Raw genomic sequence first — 14732 nt, 5'->3', positions numbered from 1 at the left:
CTTAATCATCCTGGTGAGGGAAAAGCGTGTTATCGATCAGATCGCATAAGCAATTCACCGTTAGCATGTGCATTTCCTGAATGCGTGCGCTGCGATGAGAAGGAATGCGAATTTCCACATCCTGCGGCCCCAGAAGGCCTGCCAGCTCACCGCCGTCATAACCCGTTAACGCCACGATAGTCATATCGCGGGTGACAGCTGCTTCAACGGCTTTGACGATGTCGCGGCTGTTACCACGCGTGGAGATAGCCAACAGAACATCTCCGGCGTGACCCAGGGCGCGCACTTGCTTCGCGTAAATTTCGTCATGCAGACGATCGTTAGCAATCGCTGTTAAGACCACATTATCGGTGTTTAGTGCAATGGCAGGTAAACTAGGTCGTTCTGTTTCAAAGCGATTTATCATGCTGGCAGCAAAATGCTGTGCGTTGGCGGCCGATGTGCCATTGCCACAACAGAGGATTTTGTTGCCATTAAGCAGGGACTGTACCAGCGTCATCGCTGCGCGAGAAATCGCGTCCGGGAGGGCTTCCGCCGCTGCAATCTGAGTCTGAATGCTTTCTGTGAAGCACACTTTAATTCTTTCGAGCACGTTATCCCTTTAAATCGTATTCAGGTGTCTTCGCCAAACGCGTTTTTCAGCCACTCAATGTCGTTTCCGGTGAAGGCTACCACATCGAACCGGCAATCCACAGTATCAAAGCTCCCATTATGGCGGGCAAGCCACAAGAGGGCTGTCTGTAATAATTTTTGTTGTTTGGCGGGCGTCACGCTGGCGGCAGCCCCGCCAAATTGCGATGACTGCCTGAAGCGTACTTCGACAAACACGGTCGTTTGACCGTCTTTCATAATAAGGTCGATTTCGCCGCCCCGTCCGCGAACGTTGGCGGCGATAAAGCGCAGTCCCTTGCCTTCAAGCCAGCGACGCGCTTTGATTTCCCACGCGTCACCGGTCTGTTTACGGCTTAACTGGCCGGGACGACCTGCCCCTGCTGGTATTTGAGCCATGATAACTTCCTGTTAATCACGCAGTCCTGAGTGGCGGTCAAATCGCCGGTGTTGCCGTTGAGTTCGAACCCTGGCACCTGGCGCATCTGAGTAAAGTGGTTTGCCAGCGCCCATGCATCAACACCCATGGCATACAGGCGTGCCAGAGAGTAGTCGTTACGCACGGCGCCCAGCGCCTGCTGCATCAGTGCCGGGTTACTGCCCGCCAGCATTGGAATTTCGCTGTATTGCAGGCCTTCCATTTCCAGACGGAAATCTGGGCCAGCCGTGCCTTGTGCGCTGCGAGAGCTTGCGTACAGTGTTGCACCGCTCTGGCTGCCGTTACGCATGGCGATCATCGGTTTGATGAACGCGATCTCTTCCGGGGTCGCGACGATGTAAGCAGCATCAACTTTACCGCCACCGCTGATTTGTGCATCGGTCGGTGGGGCAGGAATGTTCAAGCCACCAATGGTGACACCCTGCTGTTGTGGCAGGCTTGCCGAAACCGGGCTGCCGCTGAGCGAAATGCCCGCACCGCCGTTGACACCGCCTCTCAGCTCAGACACTGAGCCAAACTTCTGCTGTAAAACAATGCCACCGCCCAGTTTCTGCCACTCTTGTGCGAATGCAGTCGCTACGCGGTCACCCAGCGTGCTGCGCGGAATGAGCAGCAGTGGCGCTTGTTTACCCTGCTCGTGAATATGGCGCGCCGCATCACGGGCTTCATCTTCCGGAGAGAGAGCGAAGTAACAGATATTCGCACGATTCTGAACTTGCTCTGGCTGGTTAAGCGCCAGGACGTTCAGGGTGGTATTGCTTTTCATCAGCTCATCGACGTTGTTTTTCAGCAATGGGCCAACCACGATGCTGGCACCGTCCTGCTGAACCTGCGCCAGAACCTGATCGAGCGGCTGTGAGCTGGTGTCGTAGATTTTCAGCTCTGCACCCGGATTTGCGCCGGTTGTCGCCACAGCCTGAGGCTGTGCTGCCGGTTGTTGGGCAGGCTGTGTCGTCTGAGGTTGTTCAGTCGCCTGCGGCTGTGCAGTTGCTGCCTGAGTGGCAGGTGCAGCCTGCGTTGCCGCTGGTGTCTGTACCGGCGCCGCTGCTGGTGTAGTCGCGGCTGGCGTTGTTGGCGCCGTGACCGGGTTTTGCAGAGTTCCCTGGGCTGGCGTTTGTGCTGTCGTCAGGTCGCTGGTTTCCGCAGCGGAAGGGCTGACCACGGTGTTGACGTTAGCAGCCTGCGCGGCTTGCTCTGGCACGGCATTGCCTGCAACGGCAGTTGTGCCGTTTTTCGCCGCTTCAAAACCCTGCTGGATCGCGCGACTGAATACCGCCGCCTGGCCGTTTAACGGCAGCAGCAGGGCGATTTTGCTGGTGGACGCAGGTTTAAAGTTCTGCACGTTAACCAGCTGCGTTGGCAGCATTTTCGCACCAGGGTTTTGCGGGTAGCGAGTCTGCCAGTCGGTAATACCGGCTTTCAGCATGTTCGGATCGTTGCGGTTGTTAAACCACATCTGTTGCAGATCCAGCCAGCCCTGCAATACGTTTTCGTCGGCGTTGATCACCAACTGCTGCGCTTGTTCCTGCGTCATTGAGGAGAGCGCCTGCCAGGTGGCATCGATATTTTTTTGTTTGTCGGCAGCGCTAAGCAGTGGCTCCTGGGCAATCAGTGCGCGGAGCAGCGGCAGGGAAGCACGGCCCTGTTCTGCGGTGATACCTGCTTGCCAGAAACGAGCCTGCTGGTTTTTATCCAGCGCGCTGACGTCGATGTCGCCGAGGATCTTTTTGGCGGCCGCATAATCTTTCTGTGCCACTTTCAGCTCTGCTGAAAGCAATACCTGCTCACGACGCTGCGTGTCGTTAAGATCTTGCGGCAGCTGGTTGAACAGATCGGCGGCCTGCTGGGTTTTACCTTCTTTCAGCAGTGCACGAATGGCGAGTAATTGCCAGTTGGTCTTGGTATCATTTGAGCTCTGCGACATTTGTTGCAGATAAAAGCCAGAATCAGCCTGCGCGGATCCCTGCATATGGGCAGCGCTTTGATCGGGTGCCTGGGTGCCACAGCCTGCAAAGATCAGGGCTGCCAGCAGCAGAGGCACGCTGCGCGCGGCTTTTGTTCGAAGAAACGTTAACGGTACCATACTGTATCCAGTGATTTTTTTTACGCAATGCTCAATATTAAATCGGCAATACGGACTAAACAATGAAACAACACGAAACGGCAGATAATTCTCAAGGCCAGCTTTATATTGTACCTACTCCTATCGGGAATTTGTCTGATATTACCCAACGTGCCCTCACTGTATTACAAGCCGTTGATTTAATTGCTGCTGAAGATACCCGCCATACCGGTTTACTGCTGCAACACTTCGCCATTAACGCCCGAATGTTTGCCCTTCACGATCACAATGAGCAACAAAAAGCTGACACGCTGGTGGCGAAACTGAAAGAGGGGCAGAACATCGCCCTGGTGTCCGATGCCGGAACACCGCTGATTAACGATCCTGGCTACCATCTGGTGCGTACCTGTCGTGAAGCGGGTATTCGCGTTGTACCATTGCCGGGACCGTGCGCCGCGATTGCCGCATTGAGTGCGGCGGGTTTGCCGTCCGATCGTTTTTGCTATGAAGGCTTCCTGCCGGCGAAATCAAAAGGCCGCCGCGACGTGCTAAAAGATCTGGAAACCGAACCGCGCACGCTGATTTTCTATGAATCTACCCACCGTTTACTGGAAAGCCTGGACGATATGGTCACCGTCTGGGGTGAAGCCCGCTACGTGGTGCTGGCGCGTGAGCTGACGAAAACCTGGGAAACCATCCACGGTGCCCCTGTTGGCGAGCTGCTGGCGTGGGTAAAAGAAGACGAAAACCGTCGTAAAGGCGAGATGGTACTGATTGTTGAAGGCCACAAAGCAGAAGAAGACGCACTGCCTGCTGATGCCATCCGCACCCTGACGCTGCTGCAAAGCGAGCTGCCACTCAAGAAAGCGGCTGCCCTGGCGGCGGAAATTCACGGCGTGAAGAAAAATGCGTTGTATAAGTATGCGCTGGAGCAGCAGGGAGAGTAAGCCTCTTGCCCATGTATTTGCCGGGGGGCGGCTGCGCCTTACCCGGCCTGGAAGGTCAGACTTCTAAACACTTAAACAACAATCAGTTCAACTGATGTCTGTTTTAACGCTTTGCTGTCTTTCTCGACAATCCCTTCATCCGTAATCACGCAATCAATCTTCGCCATCGGCAGTACCTGATTGAATCCGCGGCGGTTGAACTTGCTGGCATCCAGTACCGCAATCACCTTATGGGCGGCGGCGGCCATCACGCTGCTGATCGCATAGCCTTCATTGAAGGTGGTAATGCCGTTTGTGGCGTCTATTCCGTCAGCACCCACGAACATCAAATCTGCGCTGATACCCGCAAGTGAGCGCTCGGCAATGGTGCCGTGCATTGAGTGGGTCTTATGGCGTACCGTACCGCCGCAAACCACCAGCGTAATGTCTTTGTTTTCAGAAAGGGCAAACGCGGCGGGAAGGCTGTTTGTGATAACCGTGATGTTGGCTTTTTTGGTCAGCGCTTCGGCAATCAGCATCGTTGTACTGCCGCTGTCCAGGATAACCGTCATCCCTTCTTCAATCATGGCTGCGGCGGCCAGTGCAATACGTTTTTTCGGGTCGCTTGCCAGCTGATAACGATCTTCCAGGATGACTTCCTGGTTTTCGCTTTCGGCCAGATTGCTACCGGGCCTTGCTGCGCCACCGTGAAAACGTGTGACCAGCCCCTTTTCTTCCAGCAGGCGCAGGTCGGTACGAATCGTCACTTCCGAAATCCCAAACAGACTCGAAAGATCCAGCACCATGACGCTGCCCTGAGCGTTGACGAGGTCAACTATTTTGTTCCTTCGTTCAAATGAGTTCATATTGATTTGCCTGACAATTAACTATCCCTATTCTAATCGAAGGTATGCGAAAGGTGTACGATAATATTCGAAAGTAAATGTGAGCCAGCTCAGGTTGCTGGCTCGAAGGCTCAAGCGAGGCGTAGCATTATCTTGCCCTGCATGGGCGAGCCGTTCAGTGCCTGCACGGCCTGGGCAAAGCTTTCGCTATTGCCAACGTGCGCAATGAGCGGTTCCAGCTTCAGTTTTTTCTCTGTGAGCAGGCGCGCGGCCGTTTCCCACTCTTCGCCCGGCCAGGGGGCGGAATAGTTCATCCAGCTACCGAAAATGGTCAGCTCTTTTCGCAGAATTTTGCCAAATGTGGCAGCCGATAAATTCAGGTCATGGTGCAGCGTTCCCACCAGCGCCACTTTTGCGCGTGGCCCCGCGATATCAATAGCCAGAGAAACGGTCTGCGGCGCACCGGCCGTTTCCAGCACCAGTTGCTCAAAGCGGTTATCGTTCAGCTGGGCCGAGATCGCTTCAGCACTCATGACTTTACTGTTGAATACGCAGGTTGCTCCAAGCGTTTTCGCCAGCGCGAGCTTATCGTCGTTGATATCAATGGCGGTCACGCTTTTGGCACCCAGGGCCAGCGCGCACTGCATCGCCAGCAGGCCGATAGTGCCAGCGCCAACCACAATGACGTTTTTACCTTCGCATCCTGAAGCAAGGTGAAACGCATGAAGCCCTACGGTAATGGGTTCTATAAACGCGCCGTCTTCGATGCTCATCTCCGCGGGTAAACGGAACAGATTAGCGCGGTTAACGACGATGTATTCTGCGTTACCCCCTTCGCTGCGTGAACCGACAAACTGGTACTGCTTACATAACGAGTAGTAGCCTTTCTCACATTCCGGGCAGGAAAAACAGGGCAGCAGCGGGACGCAGGCAACTGCATCACCAGCCGTGAGATCGGTCACAGCCGAACCACAGGCTTCAACATAGCCGCTAAATTCATGGCCCAGGGTGATGGGGTAAAAGTGTGCCCCTTTGGCGAAAATACGCGGGATGTCTGAGCCGCATAACCCCGAGCAGACTACGCGCACCAGCACATCATCCACCGCCTTAATTTGTGGGACAGGGCGTTCTTCAACGCGCACGCTGCCCTCAGCATGAATTACCACTGATTTCATGATTCACTCCAGAAAAAAAGGGGGAGCATCGCTCCCCGGATATCAAGATGCCGTCTGGTTTTGCGGGTTACTGGCCTTCTTTTCCACAGCCATAAACGCGCGGGCACGACGCCAGGTGAGCAGAACGCCGGTGAAGTAAATCGCGCCAATCACGATAAAGCCCACCACGTTTTGCCAGGTAAAGAGCTGAATCAACAGCCAGGTAATCGGGGAACCGCCCTGGTCCATCGAGGCCACCAGCCCACCGGCTTTCAGTGCCCCGGCGTTCTGGGCAAGCTGCGTATGCAGGCCGATAGTTTGTGTGGCGATCCACAGCGTAATACCCATGATAATCACGCCGGAGATAAGCGTGCGGAACAGGTTGCCCTGATGCACGGCCACGGCCATCGCCACGAAGAAACCAATGGTGGCAAGATCGCCAAACGGCAGAACCTGGTTACCCGGAACAAGCACTGCAATCAGAATGGTGAGCGGGATAAAAATCAGGCTCGCAGACACCACTGACGTATGGCCCAACAACAGCGCAGGATCAAGGCCGATTAAGAACTCCTGGCCGCCAAACTTAGCCTGCAAGCGCTTGCGGGCATGTTTTGCAATCGGCGTCAGGCCGTCCATGATAGGTTTGATAACGCGCGGCATCAGCAGCATGACGGCTGCGGTTTTAACCGCAAGCTGTAAGATGTTTTTGGCGTCGTACCCTGCCAGCATCCCGATAACCAGCCCCATGACGAAGCCGACGGTGACCGGCTCTCCAAACGGGCCGAAGCGTTTTTGAACATCATCAGCGCTGAAATGAATGCGATTAAGCCCCGGGATCTTCTCAATAAGCGTATCCACAAGCACGGCGATAGGGCCAAGGTAGGCCGATGAACCGTGGGGAATGGCAATCCCCTCAAGCCCGAAGAAGTCCCGCGTATCTTTGGCAAACCAGTCACCCAATTTGTAAACAAACGCTGCGTGCGCCACTACACCCAGAATACCCAGCCAGTACGAACCGGTAGCCAGATGAAGCATTGCGCCGGTGAAGGTCATATGCCAGATGTTCCAGATATCCACGTTCACCACGCGCGTCATTCGTGTAACAAGCATGACCACGTTCACACCAATCGCCACAGGAATAGCAACCAGTGCAATTTGCGATGCCCAGGTCATTGGGGAGGAGCCTGGCCAGCCCACGTCCACAACATGAAGATTAATCTGGAAATGCTCCGCCATTGCCTTCGCTGCTGGGCCGATGGAGTCCAGCATCAGGCCGATAACCAGCCCAATCCCCACGAAGCCAATACCGATATGCAAGCCTGATTTGAAGCAATCGCCCAGTTTCATCCCCAGTAATTTCGAGAAGATGATAATGACGATTGGCAACATTACGGTCGGCCCCAGATCGAGGATGTACCGCATGATTTCGGTAAACATGGTTTTACCCCTCGAGGATGGTCAGGATTTTTTGCTGCAACGCTTCGATGCCGACACCTGAAACAAACGGCATCCCGTGTACTACCGGGATGTTGCCAAAGGATCTGTCGACTTTAGCCGTGGTACAAATCAGGTCTGCGCCGTCCATATAGGTTTCAATTTCGGTTACGCGGCACTGCACCAGATCCAGCTCAATGTGGTGGGCTTCACACAGCTCTTTGATCTCTTCTGCTGCCATGGTTGAGGTGGCGACTGCACCGCCACAGGCAACGATAATTTTGCGTTTCATAGGGTACTCCTTTTTATTATCAGTATGTTATGAAGCCTGAGCACAGGAGGAAGGCTCAAGGATCGTTTCCCGGAAACAGGCGGCCAGTTGTTCTGCTGGCGTGGCCAGCAGCATGTCCAGCGTTTGCGGGTTTTGCAGCTCACTAAAAAGACGGCGCAGCAACTTCATTTGCGCCGACGGGTTTTCAACAATCAACGCGATAATGAGCGAAACCGCGACCTCTCCATCATCATCAGCCTGTTGAAAATTCACCGGTTTGTCCGGGCGAATCAGGTATATAGCAGGGCTTTTGGCATGTACTGCTTCGCAGTGCGGAATCGCGACCGCATGGCGCTCAAGAGCAATGCCAGTGGGATAATTCAGCTCTCTTTCCAGGAGTGCTGCGGGATAAGAGGCATGTACGACACCTTTCGCCAGCATCTCTTCGCCAATGTGTGCCAGCGCCTGCTGGCAGGTTTCGAACTCAATTCCGGTACGGACAAAAACGTGACTCATACAAACTCCGGGCATCAGGCTTTTTCAGGGGTGCAGCCAAAACGGTAGGCGCGTAATACATCTTGTATTTTGTCGATGATGAGATTTTGCGGTGTTGCAGCGATCTCATTCATGGATAAACGTTCGAACTGAACCGGCATAAACTGGCTAATAAGACCCAGCGGCAGTGAAATCGCGTCCAGATTGGCGAGCAGTTTTTCGACGCTCTGGCAAATTCGCGGATGCGGCCAGTAATAACGAATACGGTCAGATAAGCTGAAATGAATATCGACCATGGCCTGACTCCAGGTAGGGCGATAGTACTTTTTCCAGTAGTCCGGTTCGTTCAGCATCACTTCGTCGATAACGTCGAGCACGTGGCTACGTTGTTCCGGCGCGACCAGCTCATTTTCCATCTGCGCAAGGGCAAAGATGGCTTCACGCAGCGCAAAGGTCAGCGCCGGGCCCACTTTCAGAATGGCAAAGTGATCGTTCACCAGCGCGCGATAGGCCTGGCGGGTCTGGTAATCGGTGGAGTGTGCTTCGTAGACCATTGGTGTCTGGCAGATCCAACCGGACAGCGCCTTTGCGGCCTGCGGTTGATAGTGAATAATTTGGGTGTGATCGAACTCCACGCCCGGCTGGACGACGATAGCGATAACGCGCTTCATGGCCTCGTCCAGCCCCAGAGCACCAAATGCCACACGGTGCGTTTCCAGCGTTTGTGCGGCATCTTCAACGCGAGTGACATGCACGCTATCAATGCTGCTGGCTTCGCCACCTGGCACCGGCACCTCAGTACCAATGACGTAGGTCAGTGCGGCTTTTTGTTCATCGCTGGCCACCTCTTCTGCCGCCTGGCAAAGGCGTGCGGCACGTTGCGCCACGACTTTAGGTGCGAGCGGGACCGGATCGTCCGCGCAGGACATCGAAGCGTCAAGGTGGATCTTGCTAAAGCCCGCACGCACGTAAGCCTTGATAAGCTCGATGGATTTTTCCATGGCAGCATCGGCCGGTTCGTTCTGCCAGCAGTTTGGCCCCAGATGATCGCCGCCGAGGATCAGGCGCTCCTGCGGGAACCCTACTTCTTTAGCGATATTCAGGACGAAATCGCGAAAATCGGCTGGCTGCATCCCGGTGTAGCCGCCAAACTGGTTGACCTGGTTTGAGGTCGCCTCAATCAACACTTTGTTGGTGGTGTTCAGGTCAAAACGCAGGGCGGCTTCGATGACCAACGGGTGCGCTGAACAGACTGAACAAATCCCGAGCTGCTCTCCCGCCTTATGGCGGGCAATAATATCTTTCACGTTTTCCTCCGGTTAATGGCTGAATGCTTTGGTGTTGCGCAGGGATCTGAGCTTCCCTTCACAACCGCAATCGGTAATGACTTTACGAACCACCTCTTTCATCGCGGCTTTCGCCGGCACCATGTAATGACGTGGGTCACTGGCATCCGGGTGGGCAGAGAAGTAGTCCTTCAGGGCGTCTGAGAAGGCGATTTTGAGTTCGGTGGCAACGTTAACCTTGCAAATCCCCAGCGCAATGGCGTGGCGGATATCCGCGGTCGAAAGCCCGGATGCGCCGTGTAATACCAGGGGGATATCCACATTGCTGCGGATTTCGGCCAGTCGTTCGAAGTCGAGTTTCGGCGTGGCGGTATACAGGCCGTGTGCGGTGCCTATCGCGACCGCCAGAGAATCAATGCCCGTCAGCGCCACAAATTCGTGTGCCTGTTGTGGATGGGTGTAGAGCGCATCTTTACTGTCGACAACCAGGTCATCTTCCTGGCCGCCTAATCGTCCGAGTTCCGCTTCTACACTCACGTCGTAACGATGGCAGTAGTCAGTCACTTTTTTGACCAGCGCGATGTTGTCGGCAAACGGAAGGTGGGAGCCATCGATCATAGCTGAGCGAACCCCGGCCTGGACTTTCTGTGCTATGTCGTCGAAGACTTCGTGGTGATCCAGGTGAATGGCCAGCGGCTGGTTGTAGGTTTTGGCCAGATCGCTTGCGATCGCCACCACATTGCCGATTCCGGCGTAGCTGAACGTGCCGGGCGTTCCCGCAACGATCAGAGGGGAGCGCATTTCAGAGGAGGTTTCGACCACCACTTGCAACGTTTCGAGATTGTGAATGTTGAATGCCGGAACGGCGTAACCTTCTCGCTGTGCCTTTTGCAGCATCGCTTTCGTTGAGATAACGTACATCTTTCCTCCGAAACCTTTCGTTTTGTTTATACGAAAGAAGATATAGGGTTTCGGAATGTTTTTTTGTGATTCACATCTTAAAAATGAAGGAAGCGAAAGTGAAAGTAAGTATGCGAAAGAAACGAAAGCAAAAAAAAAGCATGGCCGGAGCCATGCTAATCGAGGTTTACTGCAAAATCAGGTCACAGGAGCCGGGTTAAACACCGCCAGCTGGTTATGTAATCCCCATTGATCAGAGAAGGTTTTCTTGCGACCGCTTGCCACATCCAGAATAAAGTGGAACAGTTTCCAGCCCACCTCTTCAATGCTCTCTTCCCCGGTGGCAATGGTCCCGGCGTTAATGTCCATTAAGTCATACCAGCGGTTGGCAAGCTCGGTACGAGTTGCCATTTTAATGACAGGCACCGCCATCAGGCCGTACGGCGTGCCGCGCCCGGTGGTAAAGACCTGTACTGTAATGCCGGACGCCACCTGTTGCGTGCCGCAGACAAAATCACTGGCTGGCGTTGCGGCGTAGATCAGGCCGCGTTTGGTTGGGCGCTGGCCGGGAGAGAGCACTTCCACAATGGCGCTCTGGCCGGATTTGGCAATCGACCCCAGGGCTTTTTCCACCACGTTCGCCAGGCCGCCTTTTTTGTTACCCGGAGACGGGTTGGCGCTGCGGTCGGTTTGGCCTATATCGAGATAATTATCGTACCAGGCCATCTCTTCCAGCAGGCGTTTACCCACCTCTTCATTGATGGCGCGTGGCGTCAACAGGTGGATGGCGTCACGCACTTCGGTGACTTCAGAGAACATCACCGTTGCGCCGCAGCGTACAAACAGGTCAGAGGCATAGCCGACTGCCGGGTTCGCCGTTACGCCGGAAAACGCATCGCTGCCGCCGCACTGTGTGCCGACCACCAGCTCAGAGGCCGGGCAGGTTTCACGCTGGCGCTTGTTCAGTTTATCCAGATGGCGTTCTGCAACCTGAAGAATATCGTCGACCATCGATTTAAAACCGACATGGTGCTCATCCTGCAAACGGACAATACTGGCATCGTCCACCGGAATGGCTTTTACATCTTCGGTGCCTTGCAGCAGGCGCTCTGGTTGCAGCTTCTCACAGCCCAGACCAATCACCATCACTTCGCCGCCAAAGTTCGGGTTCAGGGCGATGTTGTGAATAGTACGAATAGGCACAACGGCCGCCGGCGCGTTGATGGCCACACCGCAGCCGTAAAGGTGGTTCAGGCCTACCACGCCGTCTACGTTCGGGTATTTCGGCAGCAGGTCGCGTTCGATGATTTTTACCACGTAGTCCACCACGCCCGCCACGCAGTGTACGCTGGTGGTAATGCCGAGCAGGTTTTTGGTACCCACGCTGCCGTCTGCATTGCGATAACCTTCGAAGGTATAGCCTTTCAGCGGCGGCAACGGTTCAGGAACGCGGGTCGCCAGTGGAAGCGTATTCAGCGGCGGTGCTTTTGGCAGCTCAACCAGGGACTCTTCAATCCAGCTTCCTTGCGGGATGGCACGAACCGCGTAGCCGATGACCTCGCCATAACGAACGATTTCGCCATGAGCAGGGATATCCACCAGGGCAACTTTATGTCCTTGTGGAATATGCTCAATCAGTTCCAGCCCGTCCGGGAATCGGGTTCCGGCTTTTAAACCATTGTCGTTGACAATAATCGCCACATTATCTGTGTCGTGTACTTTTATATAGAACGCCGTCGGCGACGCTTGTCGGATTTCAATGTCGGCCATTGTTCAGTATTCTCCAGCAAAGTGTCTGATAATAAATGCAGCTGATTGGGTGTTTATTTTCTTATTAGCAAATAAAGACGCTGCTTTCTTAAATAAAGAATGTCAGGACTTAAAGGATAGGAATGTGATCCAGGTCACTCAACAAAGCCAGAGATCGCGCGTCCTGGTCAGTAATACGTGATTCTGTGCATCAGCGCCCAGTGCTTTGTGCATATGCTCAATATAATATTGAGATTTGGAGTAATAATTGAGCATTAAAACAATGTGCGGCAGCCGGGTGATGATTATACTTAATCACGATTCCATTGCATCTGGTTAATTACCTGATATTGCCTGCTATCGATAAATAATCAGGAAATATTATTTCTGAAAATTATAAATATAAATTTATCGATGTGCCAGAGGAAATAAACATGATACTGGATACTGCTGTAGAAGCTAAAAAGGGTGTGCCTACCCGATATTTAATTCTACTGATTATATTTATCGTTACGGCGATTAACTACGCTGACCGTGCGACGCTGTCAATTGCTGGTACTGAAGTGGCGAAGGAGCTGCAACTGAGTGCCGTATCGATGGGCTATATCTTCTCCGCGTTTGGCTGGGCTGGCCGGTGATTTCCGACACGGCACCAAAAGAGATAGTGGGCCTGTGCGGTGGTGTGTTTAACGTCTTTGGTAACGTGGCGTCCATTGTGACTCCACTGGTATTCGTTGGCTGTTCAGCGTTGATGGCGATGGTCTGCTACCTGTTCGTAGTCGGCGACATCAAACGTATGGAATTGCAGAAATAAGCAAAGGTATAAGCGATGAGTAACGAAATCTTCCCGAATAAGTTTAAAGCGGCCCTCGCGGCACACCAGATCCAGATTGGCTGCTGGTCAGCTCTGGCAAGCCCAATCAGCACAGAAGTGCTCGGCCTGGCGGGATTCGACTGGCTGGTACTGGACGGCGAACATGCGCCGAACGATATCAGCACCTTTATCCCACAGCTGATGGCGCTGAAAGGCAGCAACAGCGCGCCAGTCGTTCGCGTCCCGACTAACGAACCGGTGATCATCAAGCGCCTGCTGGATATCGGTTTCTACAACTTCCTGATCCCGTTTGTGGAAAATGTCGAGGAAGCGGTGCAGGCCGTGGCATCAACACGCTACCCGCCAGAAGGCATTCGCGGCGTGTCTGTTTCTCACCGCGCCAACATGTTTGGCACCGTGCCGGACTACTTTGCGCAGTCCAACAAGAACATCACTATCCTGGTGCAGATTGAGAGCCAGCAGGGTGTCGATAACGTCGATGCCATCGCGGCGACCGAGGGCGTTGACGGTATTTTCGTTGGCCCAAGCGATCTGGCTGCCGCCTTTGGACACCTTGGTAATGCGTCTCACCCGGAAGTACAACGCGCCATCCAGCATATTTTTGCCCGTGCCAAAGCGCACGGCAAACCGTGCGGCATTCTGGCCCCGGTTGAAGCCGATGCCCGTCGTTACCTGGAATGGGGTGCGACGTTTGTTGCCGTCGGCAGTGATCTGGGCGTATTCCGCTCTGCCACGCAAAAACTGGCTGATTCCTTTAAGAAATAACCACCCCTGAGAGAAAGAGAGAGACGCAATTATGACACTGAAAGTTGGTTTTATTGGCCTGGGTATCATGGGTAAACCAATGAGTAAAAACCTCATTAAAGCAGGTTACTCACTGGTGGTTTCTGACCGTAATCCAGAAGCGGTTGCTGAAGTGATTGCCGCAGGGGCAGAAACAGCAACTACCGCCAAAGCCATTGCCGAGCAGTGCGATGTGATCATCACCATGCTGCCAAACTCACCGCATGTGAAAGAGGTTGCTCTGGGTGAGAACGGCATTATCGAAGGCGCCAAACCGGGCCTGGTAGTGATTGATATGAGTTCTATCGCCCCGCTGGCGAGCCGTGAAATCAGTGAAGCGCTGAAAGTGAAAGGCGTGGATATGCTGGATGCCCCGGTAAGCGGTGGTGAACCCAAAGCGATCGACGGCACGCTGTCGGTGATGGTGGGCGGTGATAAAGCGATTTTCGACAAATACTACGACCTGCTGAAAGCGATGGCGGGATCTGTTGTACACACCGGTGAAATCGGCGCAGGTAACGTAACCAAGCTGGCAAACCAGGTGATTGTGGCGCTGAACATTGCCGCCATGTCCGAAGCGCTGACACTGGCGACCAAAGCGGGCGTGAACCCGGATCTGGTGTATCAGGCTATCCGTGGCGGTCTGGCAGGCAGCACCGTTCTGGATGCGAAAGCGCCAATGGTGATGGATCGTAACTTCAAGCCAGGCTTCCGTATCGACCTGCACATTAAAGACCTGGCGAATGCGCTGGATACCTCTCACGGCGTGGGCGCACAGTTGCCACTGACCGCGGCGGTAATGGAGATGATGCAGGCGCTGCGTGCCGATGGTCTGGGCACTGCAGATCACAGTGCGATTGCGTGTTACTACGAAAAACTGGCGAAGGTAGAAGTTTCTCGCTAATAAAAACGGGCGCGGGAACGCGCCCGATATTTTTGCCGAG

The 14732-nt window shown here is 54.1% G+C and carries 15 protein-coding genes and 1 pseudogene; 5 read left to right on the top strand and 11 right to left on the bottom strand.

The genetic code is table 11. The features are described 5' to 3' along the window. Window position 1: 1 nt before the first annotated feature. The 3 genes from diaA to HV107_RS06840 are packed head-to-tail and all read right to left on the bottom strand — an operon-like array spanning window position 2 to window position 3131. Complete coding sequence (gene diaA / locus HV107_RS06850) at window positions 2-592, bottom strand: DnaA initiator-associating protein DiaA (protein ID WP_003861754.1); 591 nt, start codon at window positions 590-592, stop codon at window positions 2-4. A 20-nt stretch (window positions 593-612) separates the two neighbouring features. Next, window positions 613-1008 (bottom strand): YraN family protein, encoded by a 396-nt coding sequence (locus tag HV107_RS06845; RefSeq protein ID WP_182062604.1) that lies wholly within the window; start codon window positions 1006-1008, stop codon window positions 613-615. Further along, a complete protein-coding gene (locus tag HV107_RS06840; RefSeq protein WP_182062602.1) occupies window positions 966-3131 on the bottom strand; it encodes a penicillin-binding protein activator in 2166 nt (721 codons plus the stop codon). The genes HV107_RS06845 and HV107_RS06840 overlap by 43 nt, the downstream gene beginning before the upstream one ends. 62 nt (window positions 3132-3193) lie before the next feature. On the opposite strand from HV107_RS06840, the gene rsmI reads away from it, so the two are divergent. Further along, on the top strand, window positions 3194-4057 hold the full coding sequence (gene rsmI, locus HV107_RS06835) for a 16S rRNA (cytidine(1402)-2'-O)-methyltransferase (RefSeq protein ID WP_182062601.1): 864 nt from the start codon (window positions 3194-3196) through the stop codon (window positions 4055-4057). A gap of 71 nt (window positions 4058-4128) precedes the next feature. Here the strand turns inward: rsmI and HV107_RS06830 are convergent, their stop codons facing one another. From HV107_RS06830 to garD, 8 genes are all read right to left on the bottom strand, one after another. After that, entirely contained in the window at window positions 4129-4902 is a 774-nt protein-coding gene (locus HV107_RS06830; RefSeq protein ID WP_182062599.1) for a DeoR/GlpR family DNA-binding transcription regulator, read from the bottom strand. A 110-nt stretch (window positions 4903-5012) separates the two neighbouring features. After that, window positions 5013-6056: a galactitol-1-phosphate 5-dehydrogenase gene (gatD, locus tag HV107_RS06825; protein WP_182062597.1), complete on the bottom strand. Its 1044-nt coding sequence runs from the start codon at window positions 6054-6056 to the stop codon at window positions 5013-5015. Window positions 6057-6098: 42 nt separating this feature from the next. Further along, on the bottom strand, window positions 6099-7472 hold the full coding sequence (locus HV107_RS06820; RefSeq protein ID WP_182062595.1) for a galactitol-specific PTS transporter subunit IIC: 1374 nt from the start codon (window positions 7470-7472) through the stop codon (window positions 6099-6101). Between the two features lie 4 nt (window positions 7473-7476). After that, complete coding sequence (gatB, locus tag HV107_RS06815) at window positions 7477-7761, bottom strand: PTS galactitol transporter subunit IIB (RefSeq protein ID WP_182062593.1); 285 nt, start codon at window positions 7759-7761, stop codon at window positions 7477-7479. A gap of 27 nt (window positions 7762-7788) precedes the next feature. Continuing rightward, the gene (gene gatA, locus HV107_RS06810; protein WP_182062591.1) at window positions 7789-8256 is read right to left on the bottom strand and encodes a PTS galactitol transporter subunit IIA; all 468 of its coding nucleotides are present in this window, start codon (window positions 8254-8256) and stop codon (window positions 7789-7791) included. A 14-nt stretch (window positions 8257-8270) separates the two neighbouring features. Continuing rightward, complete coding sequence (gatZ, locus tag HV107_RS06805; RefSeq protein ID WP_182062589.1) at window positions 8271-9542, bottom strand: tagatose-bisphosphate aldolase subunit GatZ; 1272 nt, start codon at window positions 9540-9542, stop codon at window positions 8271-8273. A gap of 12 nt (window positions 9543-9554) precedes the next feature. Next, on the bottom strand, window positions 9555-10442 hold the full coding sequence (locus HV107_RS06800) for a tagatose bisphosphate family class II aldolase (RefSeq protein WP_182062587.1): 888 nt from the start codon (window positions 10440-10442) through the stop codon (window positions 9555-9557). A gap of 177 nt (window positions 10443-10619) precedes the next feature. Continuing rightward, on the bottom strand, window positions 10620-12191 hold the full coding sequence (gene garD / locus HV107_RS06795) for a galactarate dehydratase (protein WP_182062585.1): 1572 nt from the start codon (window positions 12189-12191) through the stop codon (window positions 10620-10622). Between the two features lie 413 nt (window positions 12192-12604). Here garD and HV107_RS06790 point away from each other — a divergent pair. The 4 genes and pseudogenes from HV107_RS06790 to garR all read left to right on the top strand — a co-directional run. Beyond that, window positions 12605-12799, top strand: a pseudogene (locus HV107_RS06790) (MFS transporter); the annotation flags it as partial. 5 nt (window positions 12800-12804) lie between these two features. Then, window positions 12805-12984 (top strand): hypothetical protein, encoded by a 180-nt coding sequence (locus HV107_RS06785; RefSeq protein WP_395677014.1) that lies wholly within the window; start codon window positions 12805-12807, stop codon window positions 12982-12984. 15 nt (window positions 12985-12999) lie between these two features. After that, entirely contained in the window at window positions 13000-13770 is a 771-nt protein-coding gene (gene garL, locus HV107_RS06780; protein WP_182062583.1) for a 2-dehydro-3-deoxyglucarate aldolase, read from the top strand. A gap of 31 nt (window positions 13771-13801) precedes the next feature. Next, complete coding sequence (gene garR, locus HV107_RS06775; RefSeq protein ID WP_014071866.1) at window positions 13802-14692, top strand: 2-hydroxy-3-oxopropionate reductase; 891 nt, start codon at window positions 13802-13804, stop codon at window positions 14690-14692. Window positions 14693-14732 lie beyond the last annotated feature (40 nt).

The sequence above is a fragment of the Enterobacter sp. RHBSTW-00175 genome (genome assembly GCF_013927005.1).
Classification (GTDB): domain Bacteria; phylum Pseudomonadota; class Gammaproteobacteria; order Enterobacterales; family Enterobacteriaceae; genus Enterobacter.
This window is presented reverse-complemented; position numbering and strand designations above follow the sequence as displayed.